We start from the raw sequence: 26,957 nt of genomic DNA, 5'->3' as shown, positions 1-26,957 counted from the left end.
TACCCCCATGCCTAAACTCATCAATTTAGAAGTATTTCAGCGTTTCTTCCGCTCCGGACAAGTGGGCGGCTTTTTATTGCTGATCTGCGTGGCCATCTCCCTCATCATTGCCAATACTGCATCCAAAGAAAGTTTCGAAACCTTTTTGGCCACCAGGTTAGGCTTTGATGCAGTAAATTACAGTATCCTCGCCTGGATCAACGATGGCTTCATGGCCATATTTTTCCTCCTCGTCGGACTCGAAATCAAACGCGAACTCTTAGAGGGCGAACTCTCCTCCCTTAAAAGTGCAGCCTTACCTGTCATCGCCGCTTTAGGAGGCATGCTTGTACCTGCTCTCATTTATACGCTGTTTAATAAAGGTACTGAAACCGCTGGTGGCTGGGGCATCCCGATGGCTACCGATATCGCTTTTGCCCTGGCTATTATTGCCTTGCTGGGTAAAAACGTGCCACCCAGTCTGAAAATTTTTCTTGCCGCTTTGGCTATTGTTGATGATCTGGGCGCCATTCTCGTCATCGCTGTTTTTTATACCCAGCAAATCCATTTCGAATACCTGGCCATGGCCGGGGGCGTTCTTGTGCTTTTAGCGTTGATGAATTATTTCGGCGTAAAGCAACTCATGTTTTACCTCATTCCCGGGGTATTCCTCTGGTATTGTATCCACCACTCCGGTATCCATGCCACCATTGCCGGGGTATTACTGGCTTTCACCATTCCCACTAACGAAACGGACGAAGAATCGCCTTTAGAAAAACTGGAACATGCGTTAACCACACCGGTTAATTACCTCATTATGCCCGTTTTCGCCCTGGCCAATACCAATATTACTTTCCAAAAAGAAATGCTTACCGGGTTGGTTTCGCCTTTAGGCCTGGGCATTATCACCGGTTTATTTGCAGGCAAAACCATTGGGGTTAGCGTTTTTAGCTGGCTGGCCGTAAAACTAAAATGGGCCGAATTACCTACCGGCGCAGGCTGGAAACACCTCCTGGGTTTGGGCATGCTCGCCGGTATCGGCTTTACGATGTCTATTTTTATTGCCCTGCTTTCGTTTAGTGATGCATTGCATGTTTCAGAAGCGAAGTTTGCAATATTAACCGCTTCGGTGTTATCAGGGATTGTTGGGTATGTTTTTTTGAGGGTGGTGAAGAAGATTTAAAGTAAGAAATGATTAAACCTTTTTGAGTAAGCACTAAACAAAAAGAATATAGGAAAGAAGTTTGGTATATCTTTTTTGGACAATTTCTATTCAATCAATAGAACAAATTTGTAATAATCCTCACTTTCTTTTCCATCTACAGTTAATTATTTACATTGCTCAGCATATAAGACTTGCACTAGGGCATTACAAGACCGATGATTGCTAAACGGAAATCTTCCAATAAAATTTACTTAGTAAGTCCAATCAGTGATGACTTTTCTTTTTTCAATCCGTAGCACCTCTCTGTAATGCTACGGTTAAATAGATTTTTTAGAAAAATTAGTAACAATTATTTCGCGATGTTAGGAATGGATTTTCCATTTTATTTTTGCATTTTATCGAAATTCGTTCCGTCAAACCCGTAATAATCGATTAACCATTTGTTGCTAATCTTAGTTAAGGTAAAAATGTATTGGCTGAACTTTGAAATATCAAATTTAACTATTGCCTTATCATAAATCCTGTAGATTTTGGTAAACTTACCTTCCTTTACATGATCTAAAATTTCTTCTGGTTCAAAACCAAAAATCGGATCAGCCTCAAGCCCCACAATAGGCCCGAAGTAATCTACTATTGGATGTTTTATTAAAGTGTCTGATACATTTTGATATGTTTGTCTAAGATTATTAAGGAAGGTTTTTGAGACATAACCAGCTCTATTGAAATTTGTTAAGTATTGTTCTACAGCCTCCATATTAATCTTAACAATCATTCCTTTTTTAATTGTATCGGTATTAAAACCCGTTATGATTGTTGTTTTTTCGAGTTTGTTCTCATTAACTTTATACCAATTTAAAAAGCCGACAATTGTTTTTTTAATCTTCTGGTCTTCTACCGATACTTGCTTAGTTTGCCCTCTACAAATATTGATAGCTAGCAAACAAATAATACTAAAAAATAATGTTCTCATGATATTAATTTTTTATGCTTTTACGAATTTGAGTAACGGTATAGTCTCTCATTCCAGCCTGTGTTCTATATCCTACTATAGCTGTTTTACCTGTTATTTTTCCAGTAGAAGGATCAAAATATAGACGGTTACTATAGCTTGCTCCTGTACTAGGATTATTAGTTGCACTATCCATAAATTGAAAATATTTACCTTTCTCGTCAGTACCCATTGCAACGACTACGACATAATGGTCTGTTGAATTGTCTTTATTAGCACTTGGAGCGCCTGGTCTATTGTCAACACCTATTAAAACTGGTATTTTTTTGCTTAAAGATGTAATCATATAACTAATAGCCTTTCTAGGCTGAGTAAGGTTCACCCCATCTTGGGTCGTATAAATTGAAAATGTTTGTGTGCCTGGTAAAAAGCCGGAACAAGTATAGCCAACTTTTCCTAGTTGTTCTTTAGCTAATATTAGACAATTTACATTTTTTAGGTTCCCATCAGGTCCAATAATTTGTCGCATTGGAACATATTTTTCAAAGGGAATAACCCTATCAATTGTAGGCCAAGGGGCTTGGTCTTGATATTCTTGGTAAGCTGTTTGATCAGGATCAAATAAAATCTCATCATCAGGATCAGACCAATTATCTGCATATGGATCTGCTATTAAATTAGTTACTGGCATAAACTGATTTTTGAAGTTATCGATATTAATATTAGGATTTTCAGTCAAATATCCAAAAGACCAGTGAACGAAATTAGTATTATCTGTTGATAGACCGTTATTTATCAAGTATTTACTTAATTCGGTAATCGCTACGCTATTCAATGGGTTATTAACAAAGTTCAGTTCCGCCGCATCAAGATCGAGATGATTCATTAAGTATTGTTGCGGCGTTTGGGTGGTAGTGATCACAGGGGGACCAGGTAGTTCATCGCAATCTGTTGGCGCAGCAACCATGAGCCTTGTGCCTCTTTCAAAGGATATACTACCCGAACCTGCTGGCTGTGGGGTGCCATCACAAGGATTGTAAGTGCCCGGAGGATTAGGAGTTGTACTGCCGCCAGATCCACCACCACCCGTGCCTCCACCATCTGACGGAAAATTTGGCATCGCACAGTTTACAACTGTTGTGGTGTTAATTGATGTGCTTGGTGGCCAATCATCAGAGCGTGGCTCCCAGGTTCCATAGTAGTCAAAATAGTTGCATTCACTTCTGCTTAAGTGACCGTGTTTGCATGGAATTTGAACTACCGTGACTATATCGTATATCTCACATTCCCCTGGTAGCAAACTGATCACATTTCCCAATCCCGATTTTCCGTTAATACTGGCCAGCATCCTATCTTTTAGACCGGTCTGTTTCTTTTCCAAACCATTTGCTAAACCTGAATTAACATCTTCCAGATTTATCTTGTTGAAAACTATTGTTCCTTTAAAGGTAGTTTTAAGGTTCTTCCGCCAGTTGTCTAACCATTCCCTCTCAGGATAATAGGTAGATAAAAAGGCAGTTGTTTTGGTGTTGATTACCTGTATGGTCAGGTTCTGAAAAGTAGTTGCCCTGGGTGTTTGGGGTTTAATAGCAATTACATAACTTATCGTGTCGCCAAGGGTAAGTTTTTTTACGCTATCCATCTCCAGGTCAAGGTTTCCAGCTAGTGCCTGGGTGCTCATCACTTTTGCTTTCTGGCCGGATAGTACTGCTTTTAAACTTCCAGTCGAATTGAGGTCAATGGCGCCTATGAATTGAGAATAGGGAATAGATCGAATTTTATCTGGAAAGGCATTCGCAACTTTTTTGGGTACTAAGAGGTCTTTTTTACATCCATTTATTAAAACCAGAAGTAAGAGCAGAAGGCAAGCCATGGCTTTGCCATTGTGGAGCATTAATTTGTTCATCGTTAATTTAAATTTGTAAAATGAGAAGCTTGATGTTACAAACATAAGCAACAGAATTGTTACCAAAAGTGCCATGCCTTAATTTTACACCAAATCAAATGGGAAGGCCTTTTTTGTTAATGAAGCTATATTTTTAATTGAAAAATTACATTAACATAGGTATCTCTAATGATACACGTATATGTAAATCTGCTATCTTTCTCATCATAAGCATTTTGGAGAATTATACAAGTTCAACTTTACCAATGCAATGTATTTGCACCACAAAAATTATAGTCATTACCCCCTCTTCACTTCATACCACTTCCCCACCCCCTCCACAAACCCCTCAAAAAACTCCCTGTAATACCCTTTCGGTACCTGCACCCTAAAATTTACCTTACTAAAAAACCAAACCAGTTTATAATCCATTTCCGCCTCAAGCAAATACCATAAATACGGTTTAGCGCTATCGCAAACCAAAAACAAACCAGGTTGATCCGTATTCAGGTGCAGCAGCTTCCCTTTCACTTTAATTTTAAGCAGCAGTTCGTAATAGTCGCCCTCATCCTTTAACGCGAAACTTAAAACAGGCACCTCCATGGCGAACTCGACCATTTTCATATCCCGCATTACCGGTTTGCCCGTAACATTGCGCAGGCCATAAGTATTAAAGTGATGAGTAAAACGTTGCTGCATCAAGAGCGGCAAAGCCTTGTTCCATAACTTAAAAAGGGCGAGTTGGTTGGCATCATTAACCGCATTAGTTTTAGCAGCGGTTTCGGGCAGGTTGGCATTGGCGCTAAAACGTATAGCCGCCAGCGGTTTCATGGCGAAGCAAATGCTGTTCAGCTCCTCCTGTTGTGGCGAGAGGCTTATGCCATCCACATCGTTCGTATTAAACACGAAACGTTTAAAAGATTTAACCGTTTTAAGGTAAGCCGTGGCCGCAAAAACATAAGGAACTAAAAAAGGATAATGGTTGCTGTTGAAATGCTGCAGATCGGTATTGGCGAAACAATAACCAATGCTAACCGGTGCCAGGCGTGCCATAACCTGTTTACCCGAAAGCCTCTCACGCGGTACTACCGCCCGTTCGGTAACATCCGGCAAATCATCACCAGGCCTAAACAAACCGCTAAACTTTTGCTTCAAGGTAATGGTGATGCCGTCAGGTTTCTTCACCACATCTACAAATCCCGATCGCTTGTTGCCCAAAGCAAAACATCCTGGCCAGTAATATGCCTGAAAATCGCAGTAACCACTCCGCATCATGGCCCGCAACGTAAGGTAAGCATAACGCCCAAGGTAGCTTTCATCCGTATCAACACTACAGCTCACCAACAGGCAATCGTATGCTACCGCGATGTAAACCCTTGCCCCTTCCCCTTCCAATTTAACAGTAACGATTAACAAACCCTGTTCAAAAGAAAGCGATGTGATGCCCAACGGTTCTGGCCTTTTACCTGCACTGAATGTACAATGCGACTCCAGAACCGCTAACCTTAATACCCTGCTCCCCTTTTCTAAAGGCAGTTGATAAAACCGCGAAAGCGGTTTATCTGCAATGGTAATGGATTTAGTTTTCATACTCGTATGTTTTTACGAGTCTTGTTGGGCAGAACAGTCCCTAAATAATAAATGTGGGACTACCTACCATGGTTACAATAAAGCTCTGACCCCTTACGCTAACATGGATTTACAGCAGCCCCACATCTATTTCGATGTACAAATATATACATCTACGCATAGATATGGGCATTAATCTGCTGTCTTGCGTTAGCGGGGTCAGAGATGCAACCGCAAGACTTTTATTGATACCTAATTATAATACCCTAAATATAGAAATTAATTTCTTTTGTTACAAGATCTTATAACAAAAAATGCATTTTATTTTAGTGTATTTATTGAATGAATGAAGAAAGAGATAGAAAACGTTTACAAATTTTTGGACAGAACTTAAGGACAATTAGAGAAAAACTAGGTTTAAGCCAGGATCAGGTAGTGGCGAATTGTGACTTGACGAAAGGAAACCTAAGTAATATAGAGAACGGAAATAAAGATTTCACATTTACAACACTTTTAGAAATAGCAAAAGGATTAGGAATACCTCCAAAAGAGTTGTTGGATTTTTAGTAATCTTAATATTAATAAAATAACTGAGTCAAAAGATATATTTTGTAATATAGGAATCTCGTCGACAATGCTTATTGGCTTGTTCAATTATTTTATTTCAATTAAAAACCGTAAAAATAACTTAAGAAACATCAATATATTCTAAAATTACGAATAGAATATTCAAGAAAAAACTATATGAGCGAAAGCCCGATCAGCGATGATTGGGCTTTCATTTTTTCAAAACACTATAGAAAATCTACTACAGCAATAAAGCAACTTTAAAAAATTAATTTTAGTAAGTTAAGGTCGCCTTAATTCTTTAGTTCTTAATTTCTCAGTTTTAATTGTAGAAATAGTCCAAAATATTAAGCCTATTATACTCAAAGGAATTCCAAAAATTAATAACCCTATTGAATATGAGTTATAAGTATCTGCATACTTCTTTAGTAATGCTATTTTTTCCTTATTGTATTTTATGATAATTACTTTCGTATTTAATTCTTCTAGCTTTTTTTTACAGCTAAAATTCTTGGCATTTGTTTCTTCTTGAATCAATTTGATTTTTGCATCAATTTTATCTTTTACGGTAATATTTTTATTAGCTTTTTTCTCATTTTCAAGAATTTCACACTCTTTATTAGCACTTTTAACAATAGTTTTTAATTCTTCAACATTTAGTCGTAAAGTTTTTACTTCTCGATTTAGTAAGTCTACTTGCTGATTATAAGCAATCATTTCGCTTTCCCTTTCAAGTTTTTTTTGCAAAGGATATATCATTGCTGTAAATACCATAATTAATCCTCCTAAGAAAAGGAACTTAAAAAGATTATCGGTCGACGGAAATAATGAACTATAGTCCATAATCTATTTGAATGAGTTAACTTTGTTGATATCAACTTCTAGGACTTGCATATCATGATTGATAGAATCCAAAACATTTGTATCGATAGCCTTCACGTTTTCAAGTTTATCAAGTTCTGCCTGCGAAACGGGAACAGGTAAATCATTTGGAGCACAACCATTAGCAAGTGCTAAAAGAACGGCAAGTAAAATTAACGATGTTCCTGAACGTAACTTTATAATAATCTTTCCTGGAGATTGTAAATTAAGCTTTATTGAACTATCATTCGTATCTTCGTTCAAAACAAACTCTTGATTTATCCTTTCCAATAGTATTTGAAGATTTTCAACTAAAGAGACTAGAGGTTTTATATTTATATCTTCGTGAGTATTTACATCTAAAACGTAATAACTGAAACCATCTTTTTTATATACGACATCAGTAACTGCATCGATAAATGTATCATAATCATTAATGCTACTTATTGCATGTCTAGTGTTTTTGACTTGATAAAAGATTGGATCTAAATCTCTTACGTTTTTAACATCAAGCCATTCAACTTTTCTTCTTTTATAATAATCACAATTGTAATGCTGATCAGCATCAACATAGATTCTTTGATCAGCAATTATTCCAAAAGCGAACCTTGAAGAATTTGCGCTAGGTATAATAATTAAATCGCCCTTTTTTAAATTCTGAAATCTTTTAAGTTTATTAAAAATAGCTGAAACCTGCCCCTTTCCCCTAGTAAGAGCAATATCAATATTATACACATCAGCAATTTTACCTTTTATTTCATCTGGAGTTTTTGTTCTCAGATCATTTAGAGTAATTTCGTTCCAACCTATACCAATAAAGTTGTTTTGTACATAAGTTTCAAAATGAATTCCATTATCAGTTCTTACGAACCAATAGTCTTTTTCAGCATCAGTTTTACTTACTGAATTAATTAAATCTTCGAGCATATAATAATATAGATGATTGCGTTACCTAATCAAATGTAATAATCTTTTTATAAAAAGTTGAACAATTAAGGCATAACCCCATAATAAACTTAACAATATAAACGCATCTTATTAATTTTAAACAGAAAATTTCAATAACATGAATTAACAAGTTTGTTTCAAAATAGAAGTACCCGTTTAGATATAGATAAGCATTTAACTAAATAGTAGAGACACATGAAATTGAATGTTTTATATTATTAATCAATATTTAATTCATGCCTTACCTTTAGTTGCTTCAGGCATCCTGAACATTGACCGCAAGCTAAATTCGAAATATGACATGAATGAGCAATAGTTAGCATATCAATAGGAACATTATATTTTGATACCAACTCATGACTATAATAATTTAATGTAGGGCAATGAACCTTTAAGCCCCCTTCTTGATAAGAGACCGTATCATTTATTAATTTGTAAAATTCTTCTGTTCCGTCTTTGTGGAATTTATCTGATTTTACCGAAGCCAAATATAAATCACTAACGCCATCTTTAATTCCCATCATTGCTGCAAATGTGATTAGCAGTTGATTTCTATATGGCCACCATTCTTCGGATGGCGCAAAGCTTAAATTATCAGCACCAGCCAAGATTCCTGCCCCTAAACTTCTACAATTAATTTGTATAACCTTATGTTCAATATTTAACAATTCGCAAATATATTTCGCCACATATATTTCTCTTTCAGCAACAGTTTGGCCATAATCAATTGTGTAAGCGATGTCGGGCATTAACCCATAAGTCAAACATATTGAGTCAACTCCTCCTGATAATAGGACTGCTTTTTTTACACATTCCATATTGTATGATAAATTGCTGTTGTTAAATTGTTATAAATCGTTACATCACCTGCATTTAACATTGTTAGCTGAGGTTTATAACAAGTTCTATGATAACCAATCATTTTTTTCCCATTTCCCATTGAATAACCAATTTCTACTAAGGTTCCAGGGTCTAGGTTATCTAGAACACAGAATACAATATCCGACTTATTAATCCCTTCAATATCTTTTTTCGCAATAGTCGCATCATCTCCTAAACCAATATCGTGAAACGGAGAGAAAACTTTAACACCGAATCCAAGAAAAGCATTTCTTATTTTATCAATTAGAATTAACTCGGCTATCGAAAAAAAAGGAGCTGCCAGGTATATACATATGTCAGTCAGTTTATTATTAGCAAATCTTTTATAGTTAAATGTCGGCCCAGAGGAAGTGTTTATATAAATCTTTTTATCACAATACAGGGCGGTTGACATTGATGCATAAAGGGCACACTCCTCGAGCTTTAGCCCCATTTCCATCCAATAGTACCCAAAACTTGATGTGAAGACATCCCCCGAACCAATTTTATTTACATTGTCTGTTATAAATGAAGGAATTTGCACTTCATCATTTTCATGATATAGTGTTGCACCATATGGTCCATTCTTAATAATAACCGCTTTAACATTTTCTTCATTAAAAAAGTACCATTTAATTTCATTTATATCCTCAGAGGAAGCAATTGATCTTGCTTCATTTAAATTTACGATATATATTAATTCATCAGCGGTACCAATATCTTTAAATTTTATTGGCTTTATAGAAGTTTGAGGATCGTAAACAACTTTATTACCCTCTACACTAAAATCTGTTTCCAACATTCCGTAACAAATAATATTCGTACCAGTTAGGTATATTTTATTTGACTTTTTAATATTAAGAATACTTGGAAATATAGTGGGATCGTCTAGTGCAAAACTGTATTTAAAGGTTATAAATTCATCATATTCAATACAATCGAAGTTAAAATTTTCATAAACCTTTTTATTTTCTGCCAAAAATTTCGAAACCTCCGAACTACCTGTAGTATTAAATTCAACCGCACACTTATTTTCCAATAGAAATTTTACGCATCGAAATCCAGATCCGAAAATTTCCATAGCAACATCGTCATAATCAATTTCTCTATATGTTCCTCCAACAACTGATATCATAACTATCTTCTTCTTATTAATACTCTACAGGCTGGCGATTTGATATCTGATATTTCCGCCTCATATTCGGCTCCGCCCTTGATACATTCTATAATATCAGAAGTATTAAGATGCAATATAGCACCAAGGATTTCGCCATCGCCATCTTCCAAAACCAACGCGTTACTACTTCCTATTTCTACATTAAGAACATCTCCTATCTTATGTTTATCTAAAACAGTAATATTTATTGATGAAACGCTTGAAGTGATAACACTGGTTTGACAATCGAAGAATACTCTTTGTGGTGGCATATATCCACCTCCTCCTGATCCGCTCATAATTTTTTATAGTTTAAGTTTATTTATGATGTACTATTAAAGTATCGATGATTATAAATGATACTGTAGCAACTAAATAGTTGATTGATGGAAAAAAATCCCTTGATGAGTATAAAAGTATTGAGCTAGAATTATTTAGTTAACACAATATAAATCAAGGTTTTGAAATCTACAACCTTCACAATCTATATTTATTGTTACTCAACTCTTATTGCTTCAACAGTTTTAGTCAGATAGGTAGGGAAACTTTTACCAGTAGAACCATAAGAAAAGTTTTTGCTTATTTCATCACTATAAATTCTCCATCCATAGTTTGAAATAAGATCTAAAGCATCTTCTGTAGCAATATCCTTTTTCTGAAATTTATGCTCTACTTTTTCAAAATCCCAACCGCTATAACCTCTTGGAACAGGACAAATATCCAAGGTTTTACCTTTATATCTTAAAACAGAAACATAAAAAACGATACCACCTACTTCGGTTTTGTCTTCTAAATTTGCGCTATCACCTCCACTGTTTATAAAATTTAAAGTGGTTAAAGCTATCTTTTGTCCTTTCTCTTTAATATAAGCTGGTTTAGCACCAGCTCCATCATTTACATCTACTGCGGCAAACTTTAAAGTAGTAAGAGCAATTTCATCACTTTTTGGTGCAGAACTATTACCGGAACTATATGAAGAGGTACTTCCAGAACCTGCAGTATAACCTCTTACATGTGGGCGCACATAGGTGCCATCTTTTCTGGTATAACCCCTAACACTTGTAGATCTTCGTTGTGCCAAAACTGGCATAACCAACAGGCAAATTTGTAATAATAATAAAATTGTTTTTTTCATATAATTTCGTTTTTTCATTATACGAAAGTAACAGGTTTTGAAAAGTAAAATTTACGGTTTCCCGTACTAAACGAAGAATAAAGAACAACCTTTTAAGCCAGCACACGATCAAATACGCCTACAACTTTAAAATCTGTCAACTCATCAGAAACTAATTCAATAGTGTGGTAAGAGAGATCATCAGATAAGGGTTCTAAATGAATAGTACTGTGCTGCCAGCCTTCATCTGTTATTATTTTTTTGCTATGATACTGTTTTACAGTATAGCCGGAACCAAAGTCTGCATCTTGAATAGCAGTACTTTGCACCAATACAATTTTACCTTCCCTACTCCCCCCACCGTCTTTCCTGAATAAACAATAAGCGCCATTTGGAATCCGCTTATTCATCGACTCACCTATAACTTTACAAACAAAACAACCTTCTTGAGGGCTGATATTAAACGGTAATTCTACCCATTCAAAATCGCTATGGATCTGTAAATCGCTAAAATTACCCGCGGCAGCCGTAATATCTAATAACGGTACAGCATTAACGTATGGTTTTACTTTATTAAATGGTATGATCCTTAAAGCAGGTTCTTTTTCGAATAATGGAATATGTTTTTTAAGATAAGCTGCCAGATTAGGGTTGCAGGCATAAACGAAACTGCCTTTAATGCCACGATATAGTATGGTTTTATAAATGTTTATGATATAGGATTTTAAATCCGCAGGGCTGTCGATTCCCTTTTTACCATTAATATCAAAGTATTGTTTCGGATTTATTTCAATTTGATCGGTATCTTTATTGTAATCAATTTCTTTCCCGAAGATCACACCTGTATAATTCAAATCGTATCCCTGAGTGGTATGAATACAGCCGATTTCTTTAAAAGCATTTGGAGAGTTTACCCAATCTTTATCTGTCTGGTTCCACTGAAAGGATATGTTATCAATTTCAATATCAATGGCGGTTTTATCATTTTTTGATCGCCACGGCCAGCTGTAACCAGCCACCATTCTGCATAACTCGTAATGCTGCTCTTTTTTACCTAATTCGCTATATAAATCCGCTAAAGAATCGAAATACAGCAAATCGTAATTTGAAGAGCTATAAACTGTTTCCTCCCTGCGGTTTAAACTCAGTAGATCATCAATAAACTTGATATAATTTTCTCCCCCCTGAACACGCATCTGAGAGTTAAGTTGTAATTTAATTGTATTCGGAGCTCCCAGAAGCCTGGTAAAATGTATGCCAGCTATATCTGATGGTTTTACAGATTGTGCTTCATCATAAAAGAAAATCTGATTTCTACTGTTAGCCATAATCCAGTCGAGTTCATTTCCTGAATCACCCAAGCCAAGCTTTTGGTTATTCTGCCGAAAAGCACCCATCCAGCTGATGTTTTTGTACTGGCGTAAACGATGCGCCTCATCTACAATAAGCAGATCGTATTTTTCTTTACTTTTAAATGTTTCAGATGGGCTAAAAACCATTGATGACTTTAAGCCTGGCACCTGTTTAAAAACTTGCTGTAGCGATTCCCTCAACGAAGTCATAGCTACCACTAAACCAATTTTCGCATTTGGATACTTTAATTGAAAATTTCGGATATAGTTTACTTCCCTCAATTCATCATCATTAAATTCCTCCACACCAGTATTTAAAATATTGGTGGCCAGTAACTTTAAAAGATAGGTGGCCACTACAGTTTTGCCTGTACCCGCACTGCCTCTTACAAAAATGCTATTGTTATTGTTTTGAGTTAAAGCCTCCAGAATTTCCAATACCGAGTGATACTGATCTTCGTTGAGCGATTTATATGGTGAGTATTTAAATAACTCAGAGTTCTCAATTTCTTTTAATGATTTACTGACAACTTTTTTATCAATCAGTTTCTTCCAGATTTCCTTAAACAAATCCTTGTATAAATCCTGCTGATAATAGTTGTGGTTAACCAATCCCGAATTACCATTCTGTAATTTATAAGTACCCTCGGCTGCAATGTATTGAATCAGATTAGACTCAATATCCAAAGTAGCCGATTTGTTAAACTTATCACTACCAATAATCGAGATCTTATTAAATACTGATGCCTTAGCCGGATTTGCCAAATGATTGGAAATACGGTTGTAGGCATTTGTCGATTCACCCACATAAGCTTCAGCTATTGCGTCGTTTTGGATGAAATAAACCAGTGGCCATTGGTTTTTAACCCATGGGTTTTGTTGAATCTTGCTTAAGCTTTGTTTGTTAAAGTCGTAAGGTTCAGAAACATCTATTGAGAGTTCGAACGACATGCTCATAACTCATCATATTTTTTAGCGGTACCTTTTGCCTTATCTACAGGATACTTGGCATCATTATGCTTAATCTTATCAAGAATGATTTGCTTCACATCAAGATTATATTTTTCGGCTAACAATAACGCGTAAGAGAAAACATCGGCCAGTTCTTCTTTTATCTTCTCAACGTTCGCATCCTCAGCATTTTTCCATAAAAATAGTTCAAGCAACTCAGCCGCTTCTATATTTAAGGCAAGGGCTAAATCTTTAGGATTGTGAAACTGCGCCCAATCGCGATCGTCTCTAAACTTTAATAATGCTGCTGTTATCTCTTCGGTCATAAGGCTAATGATGCCCAATTTAAGAATATAGTGTTGATTTGGGAAATTCTACAGTAAAAGATATTTGTAAAAACTTTAAATATTTTTACCCTATCTTATATTCAACAAAATTGACTTCTATGTTATTTCAATATTATGACACAGGTTCCGATTTAGTAACCTCAAATTCCACATCCAAATCAGAGTGTTTCAATTGCTTTTTTAGTTCAGGTAAATAAGGTTTTATTGATGCTTCAAGTAAATTAATATTCTTAATTAAAAAATTAATAATCTGTGTCCAATCTTCTTCATTAAAATAATTTACATGTGGTAAAGCGAAAGATATTCTTGAGCTTTTCTGCTCATCTGCCCGTTCCCAATTGAGCGGAGAACCAAATGACTTTTCAATCTCATTTCTGTATTGATACAATACATCAAAAAGTTTTTTATTTTCTTCAGTGCTGCTTCTACCTAGGTATAGTAAAACGCTAGCATAGTTCATCGTTATTACTAACTGGTAAGAAATGCCTGAGATATTTAAGCCGCCCGCTGTTAACCAATGATCCTTTGTAGCACTAGAATTTTGAAATAATAATGATTGCCCTTTGATTGCATTGAGTAGCTTTCCCCAAAAAGCCAATCTAACTCTATGCCTATTCTTCGCTTCCTCTTCAGTTCTTACTTCTTCCTGTGCCTTACTTGCCATCGATATCATATAGTCCTGCGCATCCTTTATTGGAATAATTTGGTCAAGGGTTAAAAATAGTTGGTCGTTTAACTCAAAAGGCGTAGCTTTAAAACATTTAAGTTGAATATTAAACCTCATCAACCAAAGCACCGTTGCGGTAACTTCTTTACGGAAATTCGCAGCAATAAAAATAATCCTTTGAGTGCTTCCTTTATTCAAATTGATTTCTGAATAATCTGCATGTTCAAAAAATTCAGACAAAAGTAAGGTTGCTGATTTACTATTTCCTTGCGAGACCAAATAATTTTGAAAAATTTCCTCAATCTGATCTTTGGTCAAACTACTGCAGTAGGCCGCATATTTTAAAGCCTGCCAAGTTACATCTTTCCCTGAATCATCAAGCTTGTTTTCAATAACAACAAGATTACCTGCTTTATCTAATGCGAGCAAATCCAACCGCTCGTAAGTATCTAAAAAACCACTAAACTCTTTTTGTATAATTAATAGCTCCTCGCCTAGTGCACTTGGATTATCAGCAATCCATTCTTGCAAATGTGCTCGCTCTTTTATCCCCAGTGCTGTAAATGTTCTTTTTACTAATGGTTGTATAGAATTTGTTTCTTTATTGATCAGATACATTTTAAATTTTATAAAGTATTGGAAGTCTTTCGTTATTTAGGCACTTTGTACTGGTATATGCCAATCTAATCCAGGATGCAAATCAGCAAGTTTCTTTATTTTGTTAAAGGCGTCAATAAACCAATTTTCAATATCTTCCTCCATAGTCTCAGAGCTAATAAAATCAGACATCGGCTTTGAAAGTTCCAGACAGGTAGAACCATCATTAAAACCATCATTAAAATCAGCAAGAAGCTTTTTAAAGTCATCAATTTTGGGGTTTTCTTTAGGTGTCCAAATCCAAACGGTAAGATGTGGATAGGTAGTAAATTTAAAGCCAACACCTAATTCTGAATAGTGACTGCCAAAAAGATATTCTTTCCAAAAAACGTGGCGACTATGTTCTCTGATTTGCACCATATTTTTAAGCATTTTTGATTCTCCAAACATGGAGTGGAACCGAGGTCTTAGCTTATCTAAATAAGCATCCATTTTCGATAAGGCCGGGTTAAAGTTTTCGAGAGCAAGTATCTCTTGCAATGTAAAGTCTGTTGAGTTACCCATATTGTTAATTTCTAAAAATTCGAGAAAAATTCTAATCAATTCCTGATCGCTCCAGGAAGATAAAAAATTGGCTGTGTTACACCATCTAAACTGTTTAAATTCATGTTCGGTAATGTGTGCCTTGTCTTGATAAAATTTCGTACAAAATCGAAGATAGGTTTTTTCATGCTGTTTCAAACCGTCAAGCACTTTACAATAGTTAGAGAGCTGCCCAAATCCTTCTCCAGAGTGCACCTTGTTCTCTAAAAAGCATATAGATTCTTCATTACGGAATACCATATCTATTCTACAGGATGAGCGTCCATTTTCTAAAAATAAGAATGTTTCCTGCGAAGAAACACTAAAACCACTGCCTGGTATTTTAAGTATCTCAGTTACAAATTGATTTCTGATCTCAGCGTTTTCTTGTAAGATATTAACTAAAATCTCTGTTGAAAAATCTTCCAAAGGCGTCTTAAGCCCATTCGAACGATAAAGCTTGATTAGGGATACAAATAGATTCATTGAGAGTATTAATTTATAAATAGCTTTCCAACCTCTGATTCTTGAAGTGTAGGCAGCCAAAAATTATAATTATTATTTAGATTCGGATCATTTTTTTTCAAACTACTCATGTATCGTATAAAATATCTTTTGTTGTCTATAAACTATTTACCAGATTAGTTTACCAGATACTTTATTCATCAAACCTCTTTAATTTGCACCATCTCTTGCTACGGTTTCCCGTAACTCCATAAAAAAATATTGCCACTCCTTTTAGTTGTAAAGAAAATAATATTAACTTAATACCAATTAATCAATTTTATTTACTTTTTAAAACTACAAGTGATGTCTAAAACGAATGAGACAGGCCACGCCAAAAACGTAGCCAACTTCGAAACCCTTTTGAGTTATGTAAGCGGTTATGGCGCCGTGTACAACCCCAGCAATGCCAACATCCAGCTGAGCAGTTTAACCGAGAAAGCCACTGCAGCCAAAACCATTAACGAGCAGGTACACGATGCTGCCGCTAAAAACAGCAATGCCATAGCCCTGCGCGATCTGGCTTTTAAGCCCTTAAAAAAGCTAAGTACCCGTGTGCTCAGCGCCGTTAAGGCAAACAGTGTACCGCAACAGGTATTGGATAATGCCGTTAGCCACCACCGCAAAATACAGGGGCAAAGGGCAACAGCCAAACTCACCGCCGAAGAAAAAAATAACCTGGCCGCCAGCGGCACGGTAGTTAACCAGGTTTCGGCCTCGCAACAGAGTTACGATAACCTGCTCGATACGCTCGATAAGCAGATTAAACTTTTAGCCACCATACCGCAGTATGCCCCTAACGAGGTAGATTTGCAGCTGGCCAGCCTCACCACTTTATACAACGATTTATTGCAGAAAAACCGTGATGTGGTAGCCAATACCTCGCAGTTGAGCAGCCTCCGGATTAACCGCAATAACGCGCTGTACGATGCAGAAACCGGTATTGTTGCCCTGGCACAGGATGTGAAAAACTACGTAAAATCTGTTTTCGGCTCAACCAGCCCCCAATACAAACAGATTTCGGGTATTCCGGTACGATCGCTGGAATAACCAACCCATAATACCCTAAAAAAAATCATCCCTAATTTATTTCCCTATTTCCATTAACAAGCGCCAAACGGGTTGCTGTTTCTTTTTCAGGCCATGCTTAGCGCTAAATGGCTCATCGCATCTCTTCAACTATCTCTTAATACCGCTAAACTATCTGCTGCAACGTCTGAACTATCGACTGCAACGTCTGAACTACCGACCGCAACGTCTGAACTGTCGACCGCAACCGCTGAACTATCGACCGCAACCTCTGAACTAACGACCGCAACCTCTGAACTACCAACCGCAAAGTCTGAACTATCGACCGCAACCTCTGAACTATCGACCGCAACCTCTGAACTGTCGACTGCAACATCTGAACTATCGACCGCAACCTCTGAACTATCGACCGCAACCTCTGAACTACCGACCGCAACGCCTGAACTGTCGACCGCAACCTCTGAACTGTCGACCGCAACGTCTGAACTGCCGACCGCAACCTCTGAACTGTCGACCGCAACGTCTGAACTACCGACCGCAACGTCTGAACTACCGACCGCAACCTCTGAACTATCGACTGCAACCTCTGAACTGTCGACCGCAACCTCTGAACTACCGACCGCAACGTCCGAACTATCGACTGCAACGTCTGAACTACCGACCGCAACCTCTGAACTATCAACCGCAACGTCTGAACTACCGACCGCAACGTCTGAACTACCGACCGCAACTCTGAGCTACGCATTAAGGTTAGCTTCGCTGAGCACTTCGTGGTTCTCCCCTGCGCGGGATCTGATAGCTATCGGATGACGGATTTATTGGTTGAAGAATCACCATACTAAAAGCTATCCTTACACATCATGCTATCTACACCACGCTACCGGCCTGGGATATGATGGAAGGAGAAAACGTTAAAGCTTTTGCACTCCATTTCACCCTACCACTGCCCAGAGGCAGCACGCCCTCCCCGATCCTTCATCGGGGCTTGTGCTGACGACCTCAAAGCTTTGACGAATTTATCCGACATCAGATCCAAGCCTTTTAGTTATGCCTTGTTTGTTGTGGTTTTGCAAGGCAGGCATGCTTTCGCTGCGCTCAGGTTTGTTTCTTTTCTATCAAGAGAAAAGAAAGAGCCACCCGGCGGCGGTCAGCCGAGGCAAGCCCAAAACGAGGGCAAAGAATAGCCAGCGCATTAAGGTTCCCGCCTGCGTGGGAATGACGACCGTGTTATAACGAATGCCTTAAATCCCTGTGCGCCAGTATGCAATTTTTCGCTAAAAAGGAAAGGATTAAAAGAGGATTTCATTCCTAACCACCCCCACCCCTCCTGAATCAGGAGGGGAGCTCCCCTCATAGTTTCAAAGGAATCGATCCACGGATAATGTTTATGCTCCATACGATCTGCACCCTGCTACCCGGCCTGGGATATGATGGAAGGATCCTTCGACTCCGCTCAGGATGACAGCTAAATAAGACCTCCCCCTACTCAATGCTATCTGCACCCCGCTACCGGCCTCGCAGATTTCCTCCGGAAAAAGCACGGAAATCTTTGCACTACCCCCTCATAGCCCCACAGCCCAGGGCAGGATCAAAGCGGCGGCGTAGCCGTACCGATTTTACATTGGTAGTGGGATAAGACAGGCTGAGAGCCTCGATGCTGCCGCAATTAAGATTTCCGTAGGTTTTTACAAGGAATTGCGCAGCAATCTTTTATACCGATAAAAACAACATGATCACATAAAAAACGATGCAAGCCTTTCAGTTATGCCTTTTTTGTTGTTGTTTTTTAAGGCAGGCATGCTTTCTCTGCGCTCAGGTTTGTTACTTTTGGGCCAAGCCAACCTGCGAAGCAAGCTTGAAGACAACTAAAAACATCAACAACCACTGAAAAAAGTAAGGGCCCTTCGGTGGCTAACCGAGGCAAGACTAAGCGATGTGCAAAGAATGCACGCTATTAACCTAACTTAAAAGATTTCTCCCCGCCTGTACGGGCAGGCGCTACGGTCGAAATGACGGATTGATCGAGGTAAATAGCAATACAAACAAAAAGCACCAAGAACATCGCGCTCTTAGTGCCCAAATTTATACACAAACCTATAAGGTCTTAAAGACCTTATAGGTTTAGATATAGGTTTAGATATTTCAATTAATTCCAGCCTCCCCCTAACGAGCGGTACAAACCTACCACCGCATTAAGCTGTTCTGTTTTAATGGTGGTTAATTCCAGCTCGCTTTGCAATAAATTACCTTGCGCGGTAATCACCTCCAGGTAGTTGGCCATACCGCTTTTAAACAACAAATTGGCATTACGCGAGGCCTGCTGTAAGGTCTGTGTCCGTTTTTCAGCGATGCTGTATTGTGCTTTTAACTTCTCTACTTTAGTTAATTCGTCAGATACCTCCCCAACGGCATTCAATACCGACTGGCGGAACTGGATCACCGTTTTCTCCCGATCAATTTTGGCCAGTTCTAAATTGCTTTTTAACTGTCCGCGCTGAAAAATGGGTTGGGTAATGCCTGCACCAACCAATCCGAATAAAGATGCCGGTACATTAAACCAGTTGCTGGCTTTAAAGGAGTTGATGCCACCGCTGGCCGTAATCACGAGCGAGGGATACAAACTCGCTTTCGCTACGCCTACCCTGGCATTGGCAATGGTTAAGGCCAGTTCAGCACTTTTAATATCCGGCCGGCGGCTTAACATGGCCGAGGGGAAACCCGCATTTAATTCCTGCGGAATATTCATCTGATCTAAACGGCTCTGGCGGTTAATCGCTTTAGGCAAGGTACCGATCAATACACTTAAAGCATTCTCCTGCAGGGTTACATTTTGCTCCAAACGCGGAACCAACTGCGCAGCAACCAGCTGTTGTGCCTGGGCCTGTTGTATCGCCAATGAGGTAACCTGACCCGCATCAAACTGTAAGTTGATAATCCTGAGGGTACTATCGTTCAGTTTTAAGTTCTTTTTGGCAATTTCCAGTTGCGCATCCAGCATCAGCAGGTTATAATAACCTTGCGCTACATTGGCCACCAAACGGGTCTGAACCGCTTTACGGGCTTCTTCGGTCTGCAAAAAACTGGCTAAAGCGCCAGCTTTTTGATTGCGGATTTTACCCCAGATATCGGCCTCCCAAACTACACCGAGGTTTGCATTGTAATCTTCAATGTGTGTAGAACCGGTAAACTGGTTCAGGCTTAATCCGTTTAAACTGTTATCGCTGGGGCGGCTCGAATTTGCCGATACCTGCAGTTTCAGTTCGGGTAAATAACCCAGTTTCGATTGTTTAAACAATACTTCGGCCGCGTCGATATTTTTCAGTGCGATCTGCATATCGTAATTTTTAACCAAAGCCGTATCAATTAAATTCTGAACGGTGAGGTCGCTGATAAAACTTTTCAAAGGCAAGGTGCCAATGCCCGAAGCCTCTGTTGATGAGCCGTTTCTGAATGATCCCGGCGCGATATTAGGCAGCGCTGTATCTTTTGAAACCGAACATCCGCTCCAGATTAAAGCCAGGAGCAAAATGGTGATGATATTAAACCGTTTCATAAACTGTATGATTTATAGGTGTTTCATGATGACGAACCACCTCATTTGATGATTTTTTTGATAGTTTTTCCTGTAAAGCCTGGAAGATGACAAAAAGTACCGGGATAATAAACAAACCTAAAATTACACCCGATACCATCCCGCCTGCGGCACCGATACTGATGGAGTGGTTACCCTGTGCCGATGGACCGGTAGCAATACTCATCGGGAATAAACCGAACACAAAGGCGAGCGAGGTCATGATAATTGGCCTGATCCTCAACCGCGACGCTTCTATAGCAGCATCAACCAAACTCAATCCGGCCTTTCGTCGCTGTACGGCAAACTCCACAATCAGGATGGCGTTTTTAGCCAGCAAACCGATGAGCATAATGAGCGCTACCTGTACATAAATATTGTTTTCGATACCGGTTAAACCCAATACCACAAACACACCGAATACACCTGTAGGGATGGAAAGAATTACCGCCAATGGCAATATGTAACTTTCGTACTGTGCAGATAATAAGAAGTACACAAACACTAAACAAAGCAGGAAGATCACGGTCGATTGTCCGCCTGAAGAAATCTCTTCACGGGTTTGTCCCGAAAATTCGTAGGCATAACCGGTTGGCAATTGTTCTCTGGCAGTTTCTTCAATCGCTTTAATGGCATCACCGGAACTGAAACCAGGTTTCGGGATCGCATTGACCTCAATGGAATTAAACAGGTTATAACGTGAAGCCGTTTCTGATCCATATACACGGGTTAATTTAACCAGGGTACTGATGGGCACACTTTCGCCGTTTTTGTTTTTCACAAATACACGGTCGATACTGGCGGGATCGGTTCTATCTGCAACATCTGCCTGTACCACCACACGGTAGTATTTACCAAAGCGGTTAAAATCTGAAGCCTGCGCTGTACCGAAATAAGTCTGCATGGTTTGTAAAATATCTTTTTTGCTTACACCCAGCTGATCGGCCTTTTCGTCGTTCACATCCAGCTGCAATTGCGGATAATCGGCTTTATAAGAAGTAAAAGCGTAAGCGATAGCCGGTTTCGCCATTAACTTCGCGATGAAGTTGTTGGCTACACCGCTAAATTTATCCAGCCTGCCATTGGTTTTATCCTGTAACATCACGTTCATGGCCTCTACGTTACTAAAGCCCGGTACCGTTGGGAAACTGAACACGAAAAAGGTACCGGCAGATATAGCCGCCATTTTGGCCCTGACGATGTTCTGGATTTCGTCGATATTTTTAATGTCGCCCCTTTCTTCGTTCGGTTTTAACAATAAGAAAATCTGACCAGCCGAAGGACTGTTGGACGCAGTTAAAAAGTTATAACCCGCCAGCGACATCACAAACCTGGCCGATGGCATGGCCCTCAACTCTGCTTCAGCCTGTTTTAATATCTTATTGGTATTGGCCAATGATGTTCCCGACGGACTGGCAACCGCAATGGCCACAAAACCCTGATCCTCTGTCGGGATAAAACCTGTTTTGGTTCTGCCCACCAGAAAAATGGTAATCAGCACCACTAAAGCCAAACCAGCCATGCTCAGCCATTTATGACGAATTAACACTTTTAAGCCGCCAACATACCGGTTGGTCATGTAATTGAACCCACCGTTAAAACCGGCATAAAACTTTTCTACAAAACCTTTTTTAGGCACTTGATGATCACCTTCGGCATGTTTGTTCTTTAAAAACAGGGCCGCCAGCGCCGGACTCAGCGTTAACGCGTTAACCGCCGAAATAATGATGGCAATGGCCATGGTTAAGGCAAACTGTTTGTAAAATATCCCAGTTGAGCCGGTCATGAAACCTACAGGTAAAAATACGGCCGCCATTACCAGGGTAATGGATATAATGGCCCCGGTAATTTCATTCATGGCCTCGGTTGTAGCCGCCTTCGGAGTAAGCGAGGGGTTTTCTTCCATTTTAGCGTGTACCGCCTCTACCACCACAATGGCATCATCTACCACAATACCAATGGCCAGTACCAATGCAAACAGTGTTAACAGGTTGATAGAGAAGCCGAAAAGCTGCATGAAAAAGAAGGTACCGATAATGGCCACCGGAACGGCTATAGCCGGGATTAAGGTTGACCTGAAATCCTGAAGGAAGATAAATACCACGATGAATACCAGTAAAAAGGCTTCGATCAGGGTGTGTTCTACCTGGTTGATCGATTCGTCAAGATCGGTTTTGGTGCGGTAAAACTGGTTGTATTTAATACCTGCCGGGAAATCTTTGGAAAGTTTGGCCAGTAATTTATCAATGGCAATCTGGATTTCGTTGGCATTAGAGCCTGATAACTGGATCACCCCAATGGTGATTCCATCGTGCCCGTTTAAACGGTTAACACTGCCATAACTGTAAGCACCCAGTTCTACACGGGCCACATCTTTTAAACGTAAGATGGAACCATCCGAATTAGAGCGGATCGCGATGTTCTGATATTCCTCTGGTTTGGTGAGTTTACCTTTATATTTAACAATATATTCAAAAGCTTCATTACTTCGCTCTCCAAACCTACCCGGTGCGGCTTCCAGGTTTTTATCCTGTATGGCCGCGATCACTTCATTTGGCGTAATTTTGTACGTAGCCAGCTGACTTGGGTTTAACCAGATCCGCATTGAATAATCTTTAATCCCGCCAAATACACTGGCTGAGCCCACACCCGGGATCCGTTTAAGTTCGGGAATGATATTGATCTGTGCATAGTTATTCACAAAAACGGCATCGTATTTTTTCGGATCCTCCGAGTAAACCCCGATGGCGCCAATAAAACTGTTTTGCTGCTTGGTCGTGGTGATCCCATATTGTACTACCTCTGCAGGTAACTGACTGGTGGCCTGCGACACCCGGTTTTGCACGTTAACCGCCGCCTGATCGGGGTTGGTACCCTGCTGAAAATAAACGGTAATGGCCAGGGTACCATCGTTACTGGCACTGGAGGTCATATAAGTCATATTCTCTACACCGTTAATGGCTTCCTCCAGTGAGGGGGTTACCGAACGTAAAATCGTTTCGGCATTGGCCCCGGGGTAAACTGCGGTTACCAATACCGATGGCGGCGCGATATTAGGAAAGCGCTCCAGAGGCAACTTTGTAAGGCCCAGTATACCAACGATCACCAATAAGATGGAAATCACCGTTGAAAGTACAGGCCTGTCTATAAATTTTTGAAACATGATTGCTTTAACTTTAGGGTTTGATTATTTTTTTGTTTTGGCCACAGCTACTTTATCGGCTGCTTTTTGGGGTTGGATCACCATGCCCTCCTGTAATTTATCCACGCCGCTTAACACAATCTGGTCGCCAACTTTTACCCCGTCTTTTACCAGGTAATTTTCGCCGGCTTTACCCACAATGGTAATGGCCTGTTTTTTCACTTTACTGCTGTCGCCAACGGTAAATACAAATACTTTATCCTGCATTTCTACCGTTGATGCCTGCGGTACCAGAATGGCATCATTGTGCTGCAAACCTAAACGGATCTTGCCGGTATTACCGGAGCGAAGCGTTCCGCTGGCATTAGGGAAGCTGGCTCTAAGTGTAATGGCACCCGTGTTTTTATCAAACTGCCCGTCGATCATATCGATCTTTCCTTTAATCGGATAAGCAGAATTATCGGCCAGTAACAGTTCAACCGCAGGTAAATGTTTAATGCGGTCGGCAGGGCTTTTGCCCGGGTAGTTTGCATTAAAATTGTTAAAGTCGTTTTCAGCCAGGGCGAAATAAACGTGTACCTCGTGGATATCAGATAACTGGGTTAAAGCCACCTGGTCAGTCGGCGAAACCAAACTTCCCTGTTTTTTCGGAATACGGCCGATGTAACCGCTTACCGTAGCTCTAACGTTGGTATAACCTAAGTTGATCTTCGCCGAAGCTACACTGGCTCTGGCTTGCTCGGCGTTAGCCTGGGCAATTTTATAAGCCGTTTTGGCTGTTTTTAACTGGATATCAGAAACCACCTTATTCTGAACCAGCGGGGTTAACTTATCTACTTCCAGCTGTGCATTTAACATGGCTGCTTCTGCGGCGTGTAAACTGGCTTTAGCATTATTCAAAGCTTCGCGGAAAGGATTTTCGTTAATTTTGAACAGGGTCTGGCCGGCAGTAACATAAGCGCCCTCGTTAACGAGCACACTTTGCAAATAACCGCTTACCTGGGGACGCACATCGATATCAACCGCGCCCTGTATAGAAGCCGGATAATCGACATAGGTGGTTTCGGTGCTTGAACTGATCGGGCTTACCGGCAAAGCTGGCGGTGGAGGCGCAGTTGCTGATTGCTCAGGAGATGATTTACAGCTTACCAAAATTATAGATAGAATAGAAATGGTTAACAATGATTTAATACCATTAAACCATTTAACGGTGTTAAGTAAGGGGTACAAGCGATGTAGAGATTTCATATGACTAATTTTAATTGGATTATAGTGTATAAATAATTTAACAGTGTTAAATCACTGCTAAAAAAAATTGCTAACTGTTAATAGATAAGGTAATGCCTTTGATAGCATCTTTCAAAATTTGTTGATTCAGCTCGTCTGTTGTTCTGCCATTCGGGCGCACAAGGTTAATCGAAATTAAACCGTGGATGATGGACCAGTAGGTATAATACTTCATACAGATATCATCATCGGATACCGGTTTTTTCTCAAACAACGATTCGATCACATTGGCCAACATACCACCTACCGTTTCAGCTTCGGGCATCGAATTTTTGACATTGCAACAAACCATATCTACACCGTACATCAACTGATAAAATTCTTTGTGGGCAAAGGCGAAGTTCCAGTAGGCAATCCACATGGCTTCCATTTTATCTTCAGGAGATTCGTGTTTGTCCCGCGCTTCGCGGATATCTTTGGCCAATATTAAATAACCCCTTCTGGTGAGTTCCAGTAAGATGCCTTCCTTGTTGGGAAAATATTCGTAAATAATAGGTGCAGTATATTCAATCTGGTCGGCAATTTTACGCATACTCAATGCCTGCCAGCCCTCTGTCTGAACAATGTTCAGGGCAGCATCCAGAATTTTGGTCCTGGTTTCATCTTTTAAACGTAGAATTCTTTCTTTACTTCCCATGATTGGAATATTAGGTGTAAATAATCTAACACCGTTAAGCAAATGTAGAACCATTTCCAGAATTCGCCATCATTTGTTTGTCATATCGATTTTTCTGCAACAAAAAATGCAATCCATTTCTATTTAAACCAGTTTTTTAATATCAGTATTATTTTGAAAAACAGCGATGCTAACATTTTATCTGCTGACAAAAGCTGACATCTTTGTATTTCGAACCGCCATTACAGCAGCCTTTTTGGCAGCAGGCCGTAAAAGAGGCTGAAACAGCATGAAGCGATGAGCAGGAAACTTTTGCATTTAGCCCCGATTGAATGGATGCCCCCGATTCTTCATCGGGGCAGGAAGGAAAGCGGGAACGATGAAACCGATCAGCACTGCCATTGCGCTCCAAAAGCCTTGAATGAATATGTTAAGCTGGAATGATTAACAAATTTAAGGGCAAAACCTGCTTACGCTGCAGACAAGAGATTAACTACCCAAGAGATGTAAATCCGCTAAAGCCTGAACCATATCAGCAATATAAGTTACGTATAAGCTCCAAATGTAATATGCTCTGATGTTTCTTATCTGGCCAAAACCTGGTAAATGAATCAGTGAGCCCCTGAAACAGCCGACCGGCCTGGCGGAAGTTCAGGGTGACACACCAAAAAAGTCTAATATTCTAATGGAACTATAGGTTCCTTCTTGGTAGTAGACATGATCATCATCGTCTGGAAAGTTTTCACTACCGAAATCTTACTGATTTTATCCATAATTAAACGTTCGTAGGCTTTAATATCCTTCACATAAACCTTTAACAAAAAATCAGCCTGTCCGGTAACATGATGACACTCGGTAATTTCTTTAATCTGATTTACCTCATCCAAAAAGATCTGGATGGTGTTGTTTTTATGAAAATCGAGTTGAATCTGAATAAATGTTTTAATACCCAAGCCCAGTTTTTCTTCATCTACCAATGCATGATAACTTTTGATATATCCTGCCATTTCAAGCTTGCGCACACGCTCTAAGGTTGGTGCGGGCGATAAACCAATTTCCTGTGATAAAAGCAGGTTGGTAATTCTTCCGTTTTCTTGAAGTATTCTTAAAATTTTAAAGTCAATTTTATCTAATTCAGATGCCATATGGTGTTAAAGGTATTTGATCATACAAATAACCAAATTAAATTCTAAATTTTAACATAATTTATCATATATATTTTAAGAATTAATTTTTAGATTTACCTAAAAATAAAATT

21 protein-coding genes are annotated in these 26,957 nt (G+C 39.2%); 3 read left to right on the top strand and 18 right to left on the bottom strand.

The genetic code is table 11. The features are described from left to right. Window positions 1-7: 7 nt before the first annotated feature. Window positions 8-1,162, top strand: a complete 1,155-nt coding sequence (gene nhaA / locus ACK1I8_RS04860) for a Na+/H+ antiporter NhaA (protein ID WP_412468213.1) — start codon at window positions 8-10, stop codon at window positions 1,160-1,162. Window positions 1,163-1,526: 364 nt separating this feature from the next. Here nhaA and ACK1I8_RS04855 read toward each other — a convergent pair whose 3' ends face one another. From ACK1I8_RS04855 to ACK1I8_RS04845, 3 genes are all read right to left on the bottom strand, one after another. Further along, a complete protein-coding gene (locus ACK1I8_RS04855; protein WP_412468212.1) occupies window positions 1,527-2,114 on the bottom strand; it encodes a hypothetical protein in 588 nt (195 codons plus the stop codon). Window positions 2,115-2,118: 4 nt separating this feature from the next. Beyond that, window positions 2,119-4,074, bottom strand: coding sequence for a hypothetical protein (locus tag ACK1I8_RS04850; RefSeq protein ID WP_412468211.1), 1,956 nt, complete (start codon window positions 4,072-4,074; stop codon window positions 2,119-2,121). A 204-nt stretch (window positions 4,075-4,278) separates the two neighbouring features. Beyond that, window positions 4,279-5,568, bottom strand: coding sequence for a hypothetical protein (locus ACK1I8_RS04845; RefSeq protein WP_412468210.1), 1,290 nt, complete (start codon window positions 5,566-5,568; stop codon window positions 4,279-4,281). Window positions 5,569-5,889: 321 nt separating this feature from the next. On the opposite strand from ACK1I8_RS04845, the gene ACK1I8_RS04840 reads away from it, so the two are divergent. Beyond that, on the top strand, window positions 5,890-6,114 hold the full coding sequence (locus tag ACK1I8_RS04840) for a helix-turn-helix domain-containing protein (RefSeq protein ID WP_412468209.1): 225 nt from the start codon (window positions 5,890-5,892) through the stop codon (window positions 6,112-6,114). A 282-nt stretch (window positions 6,115-6,396) separates the two neighbouring features. On the opposite strand, the gene ACK1I8_RS04835 is transcribed toward ACK1I8_RS04840, so the two are convergent. From ACK1I8_RS04835 to ACK1I8_RS04790, 10 genes are all read right to left on the bottom strand, one after another. Further along, complete coding sequence (locus ACK1I8_RS04835; protein ID WP_412468208.1) at window positions 6,397-6,888, bottom strand: hypothetical protein; 492 nt, start codon at window positions 6,886-6,888, stop codon at window positions 6,397-6,399. Window positions 6,889-6,960: 72 nt separating this feature from the next. After that, a complete protein-coding gene (locus tag ACK1I8_RS04830) occupies window positions 6,961-7,902 on the bottom strand; it encodes a hypothetical protein (protein WP_412468207.1) in 942 nt (313 codons plus the stop codon). Between the two features lie 239 nt (window positions 7,903-8,141). Next, window positions 8,142-8,741, bottom strand: a complete 600-nt coding sequence (locus ACK1I8_RS04825) for a 7-cyano-7-deazaguanine synthase (RefSeq protein WP_412468206.1) — start codon at window positions 8,739-8,741, stop codon at window positions 8,142-8,144. Further along, on the bottom strand, window positions 8,729-9,919 hold the full coding sequence (locus ACK1I8_RS04820) for a PfkB family carbohydrate kinase (protein WP_412468205.1): 1,191 nt from the start codon (window positions 9,917-9,919) through the stop codon (window positions 8,729-8,731). Before ACK1I8_RS04820 ends, ACK1I8_RS04825 begins: the two co-directional genes overlap by 13 nt. 2 nt (window positions 9,920-9,921) lie before the next feature. Beyond that, entirely contained in the window at window positions 9,922-10,239 is a 318-nt protein-coding gene (locus ACK1I8_RS04815) for a hypothetical protein (protein WP_412468204.1), read from the bottom strand. Between the two features lie 197 nt (window positions 10,240-10,436). Continuing rightward, window positions 10,437-11,075, bottom strand: a complete 639-nt coding sequence (locus ACK1I8_RS04810; protein ID WP_412468203.1) for a hypothetical protein — start codon at window positions 11,073-11,075, stop codon at window positions 10,437-10,439. A 92-nt stretch (window positions 11,076-11,167) separates the two neighbouring features. Continuing rightward, window positions 11,168-13,363 (bottom strand): DNA/RNA helicase domain-containing protein, encoded by a 2,196-nt coding sequence (locus ACK1I8_RS04805; protein WP_412468202.1) that lies wholly within the window; start codon window positions 13,361-13,363, stop codon window positions 11,168-11,170. Beyond that, window positions 13,360-13,683, bottom strand: a complete 324-nt coding sequence (locus tag ACK1I8_RS04800; protein WP_412468201.1) for a nucleotide pyrophosphohydrolase — start codon at window positions 13,681-13,683, stop codon at window positions 13,360-13,362. The genes ACK1I8_RS04805 and ACK1I8_RS04800 overlap by 4 nt, the downstream gene beginning before the upstream one ends. Before the next feature lie 133 nt (window positions 13,684-13,816). Further along, entirely contained in the window at window positions 13,817-14,989 is a 1,173-nt protein-coding gene (locus ACK1I8_RS04795) for a DUF4268 domain-containing protein (RefSeq protein ID WP_412468200.1), read from the bottom strand. Window positions 14,990-15,025: 36 nt separating this feature from the next. Continuing rightward, window positions 15,026-16,036: a PD-(D/E)XK nuclease family protein gene (locus ACK1I8_RS04790; protein WP_412468199.1), complete on the bottom strand. Its 1,011-nt coding sequence runs from the start codon at window positions 16,034-16,036 to the stop codon at window positions 15,026-15,028. Between the two features lie 324 nt (window positions 16,037-16,360). Here ACK1I8_RS04790 and ACK1I8_RS04785 point away from each other — a divergent pair, with 324 nt between their 5' ends. Then, entirely contained in the window at window positions 16,361-17,104 is a 744-nt protein-coding gene (locus ACK1I8_RS04785) for a hypothetical protein (protein WP_412468198.1), read from the top strand. 2,125 nt (window positions 17,105-19,229) lie between these two features. Here ACK1I8_RS04785 and ACK1I8_RS04780 read toward each other — a convergent pair. The 5 genes from ACK1I8_RS04780 to ACK1I8_RS04760 all read right to left on the bottom strand — a co-directional run bounded on the left by ACK1I8_RS04780 (window position 19,230) and on the right by ACK1I8_RS04760 (window position 26,844). Further along, window positions 19,230-20,636 (bottom strand): TolC family protein, encoded by a 1,407-nt coding sequence (locus tag ACK1I8_RS04780; protein WP_412468197.1) that lies wholly within the window; start codon window positions 20,634-20,636, stop codon window positions 19,230-19,232. Next, complete coding sequence (locus ACK1I8_RS04775; RefSeq protein WP_412468196.1) at window positions 20,623-23,817, bottom strand: efflux RND transporter permease subunit; 3,195 nt, start codon at window positions 23,815-23,817, stop codon at window positions 20,623-20,625. The genes ACK1I8_RS04780 and ACK1I8_RS04775 overlap by 14 nt, the downstream gene beginning before the upstream one ends. 24 nt (window positions 23,818-23,841) lie before the next feature. Continuing rightward, window positions 23,842-25,044, bottom strand: coding sequence for an efflux RND transporter periplasmic adaptor subunit (locus tag ACK1I8_RS04770; RefSeq protein ID WP_412468195.1), 1,203 nt, complete (start codon window positions 25,042-25,044; stop codon window positions 23,842-23,844). 70 nt (window positions 25,045-25,114) lie between these two features. Further along, complete coding sequence (locus ACK1I8_RS04765; protein ID WP_412468194.1) at window positions 25,115-25,720, bottom strand: TetR/AcrR family transcriptional regulator; 606 nt, start codon at window positions 25,718-25,720, stop codon at window positions 25,115-25,117. 653 nt (window positions 25,721-26,373) lie between these two features. Continuing rightward, on the bottom strand, window positions 26,374-26,844 hold the full coding sequence (locus ACK1I8_RS04760; protein ID WP_025142637.1) for an Lrp/AsnC family transcriptional regulator: 471 nt from the start codon (window positions 26,842-26,844) through the stop codon (window positions 26,374-26,376). Window positions 26,845-26,957: the final 113 nt, after the last annotated feature.

The sequence above is a fragment of the Pedobacter sp. KLB.chiD genome (assembly GCF_047040275.1).
GTDB lineage: Bacteria > Bacteroidota > Bacteroidia > Sphingobacteriales > Sphingobacteriaceae > Pedobacter.
The sequence above is the reverse complement of the archived record's forward strand: the minus strand, read 5'-3'. Positions and strand labels throughout refer to the sequence as shown.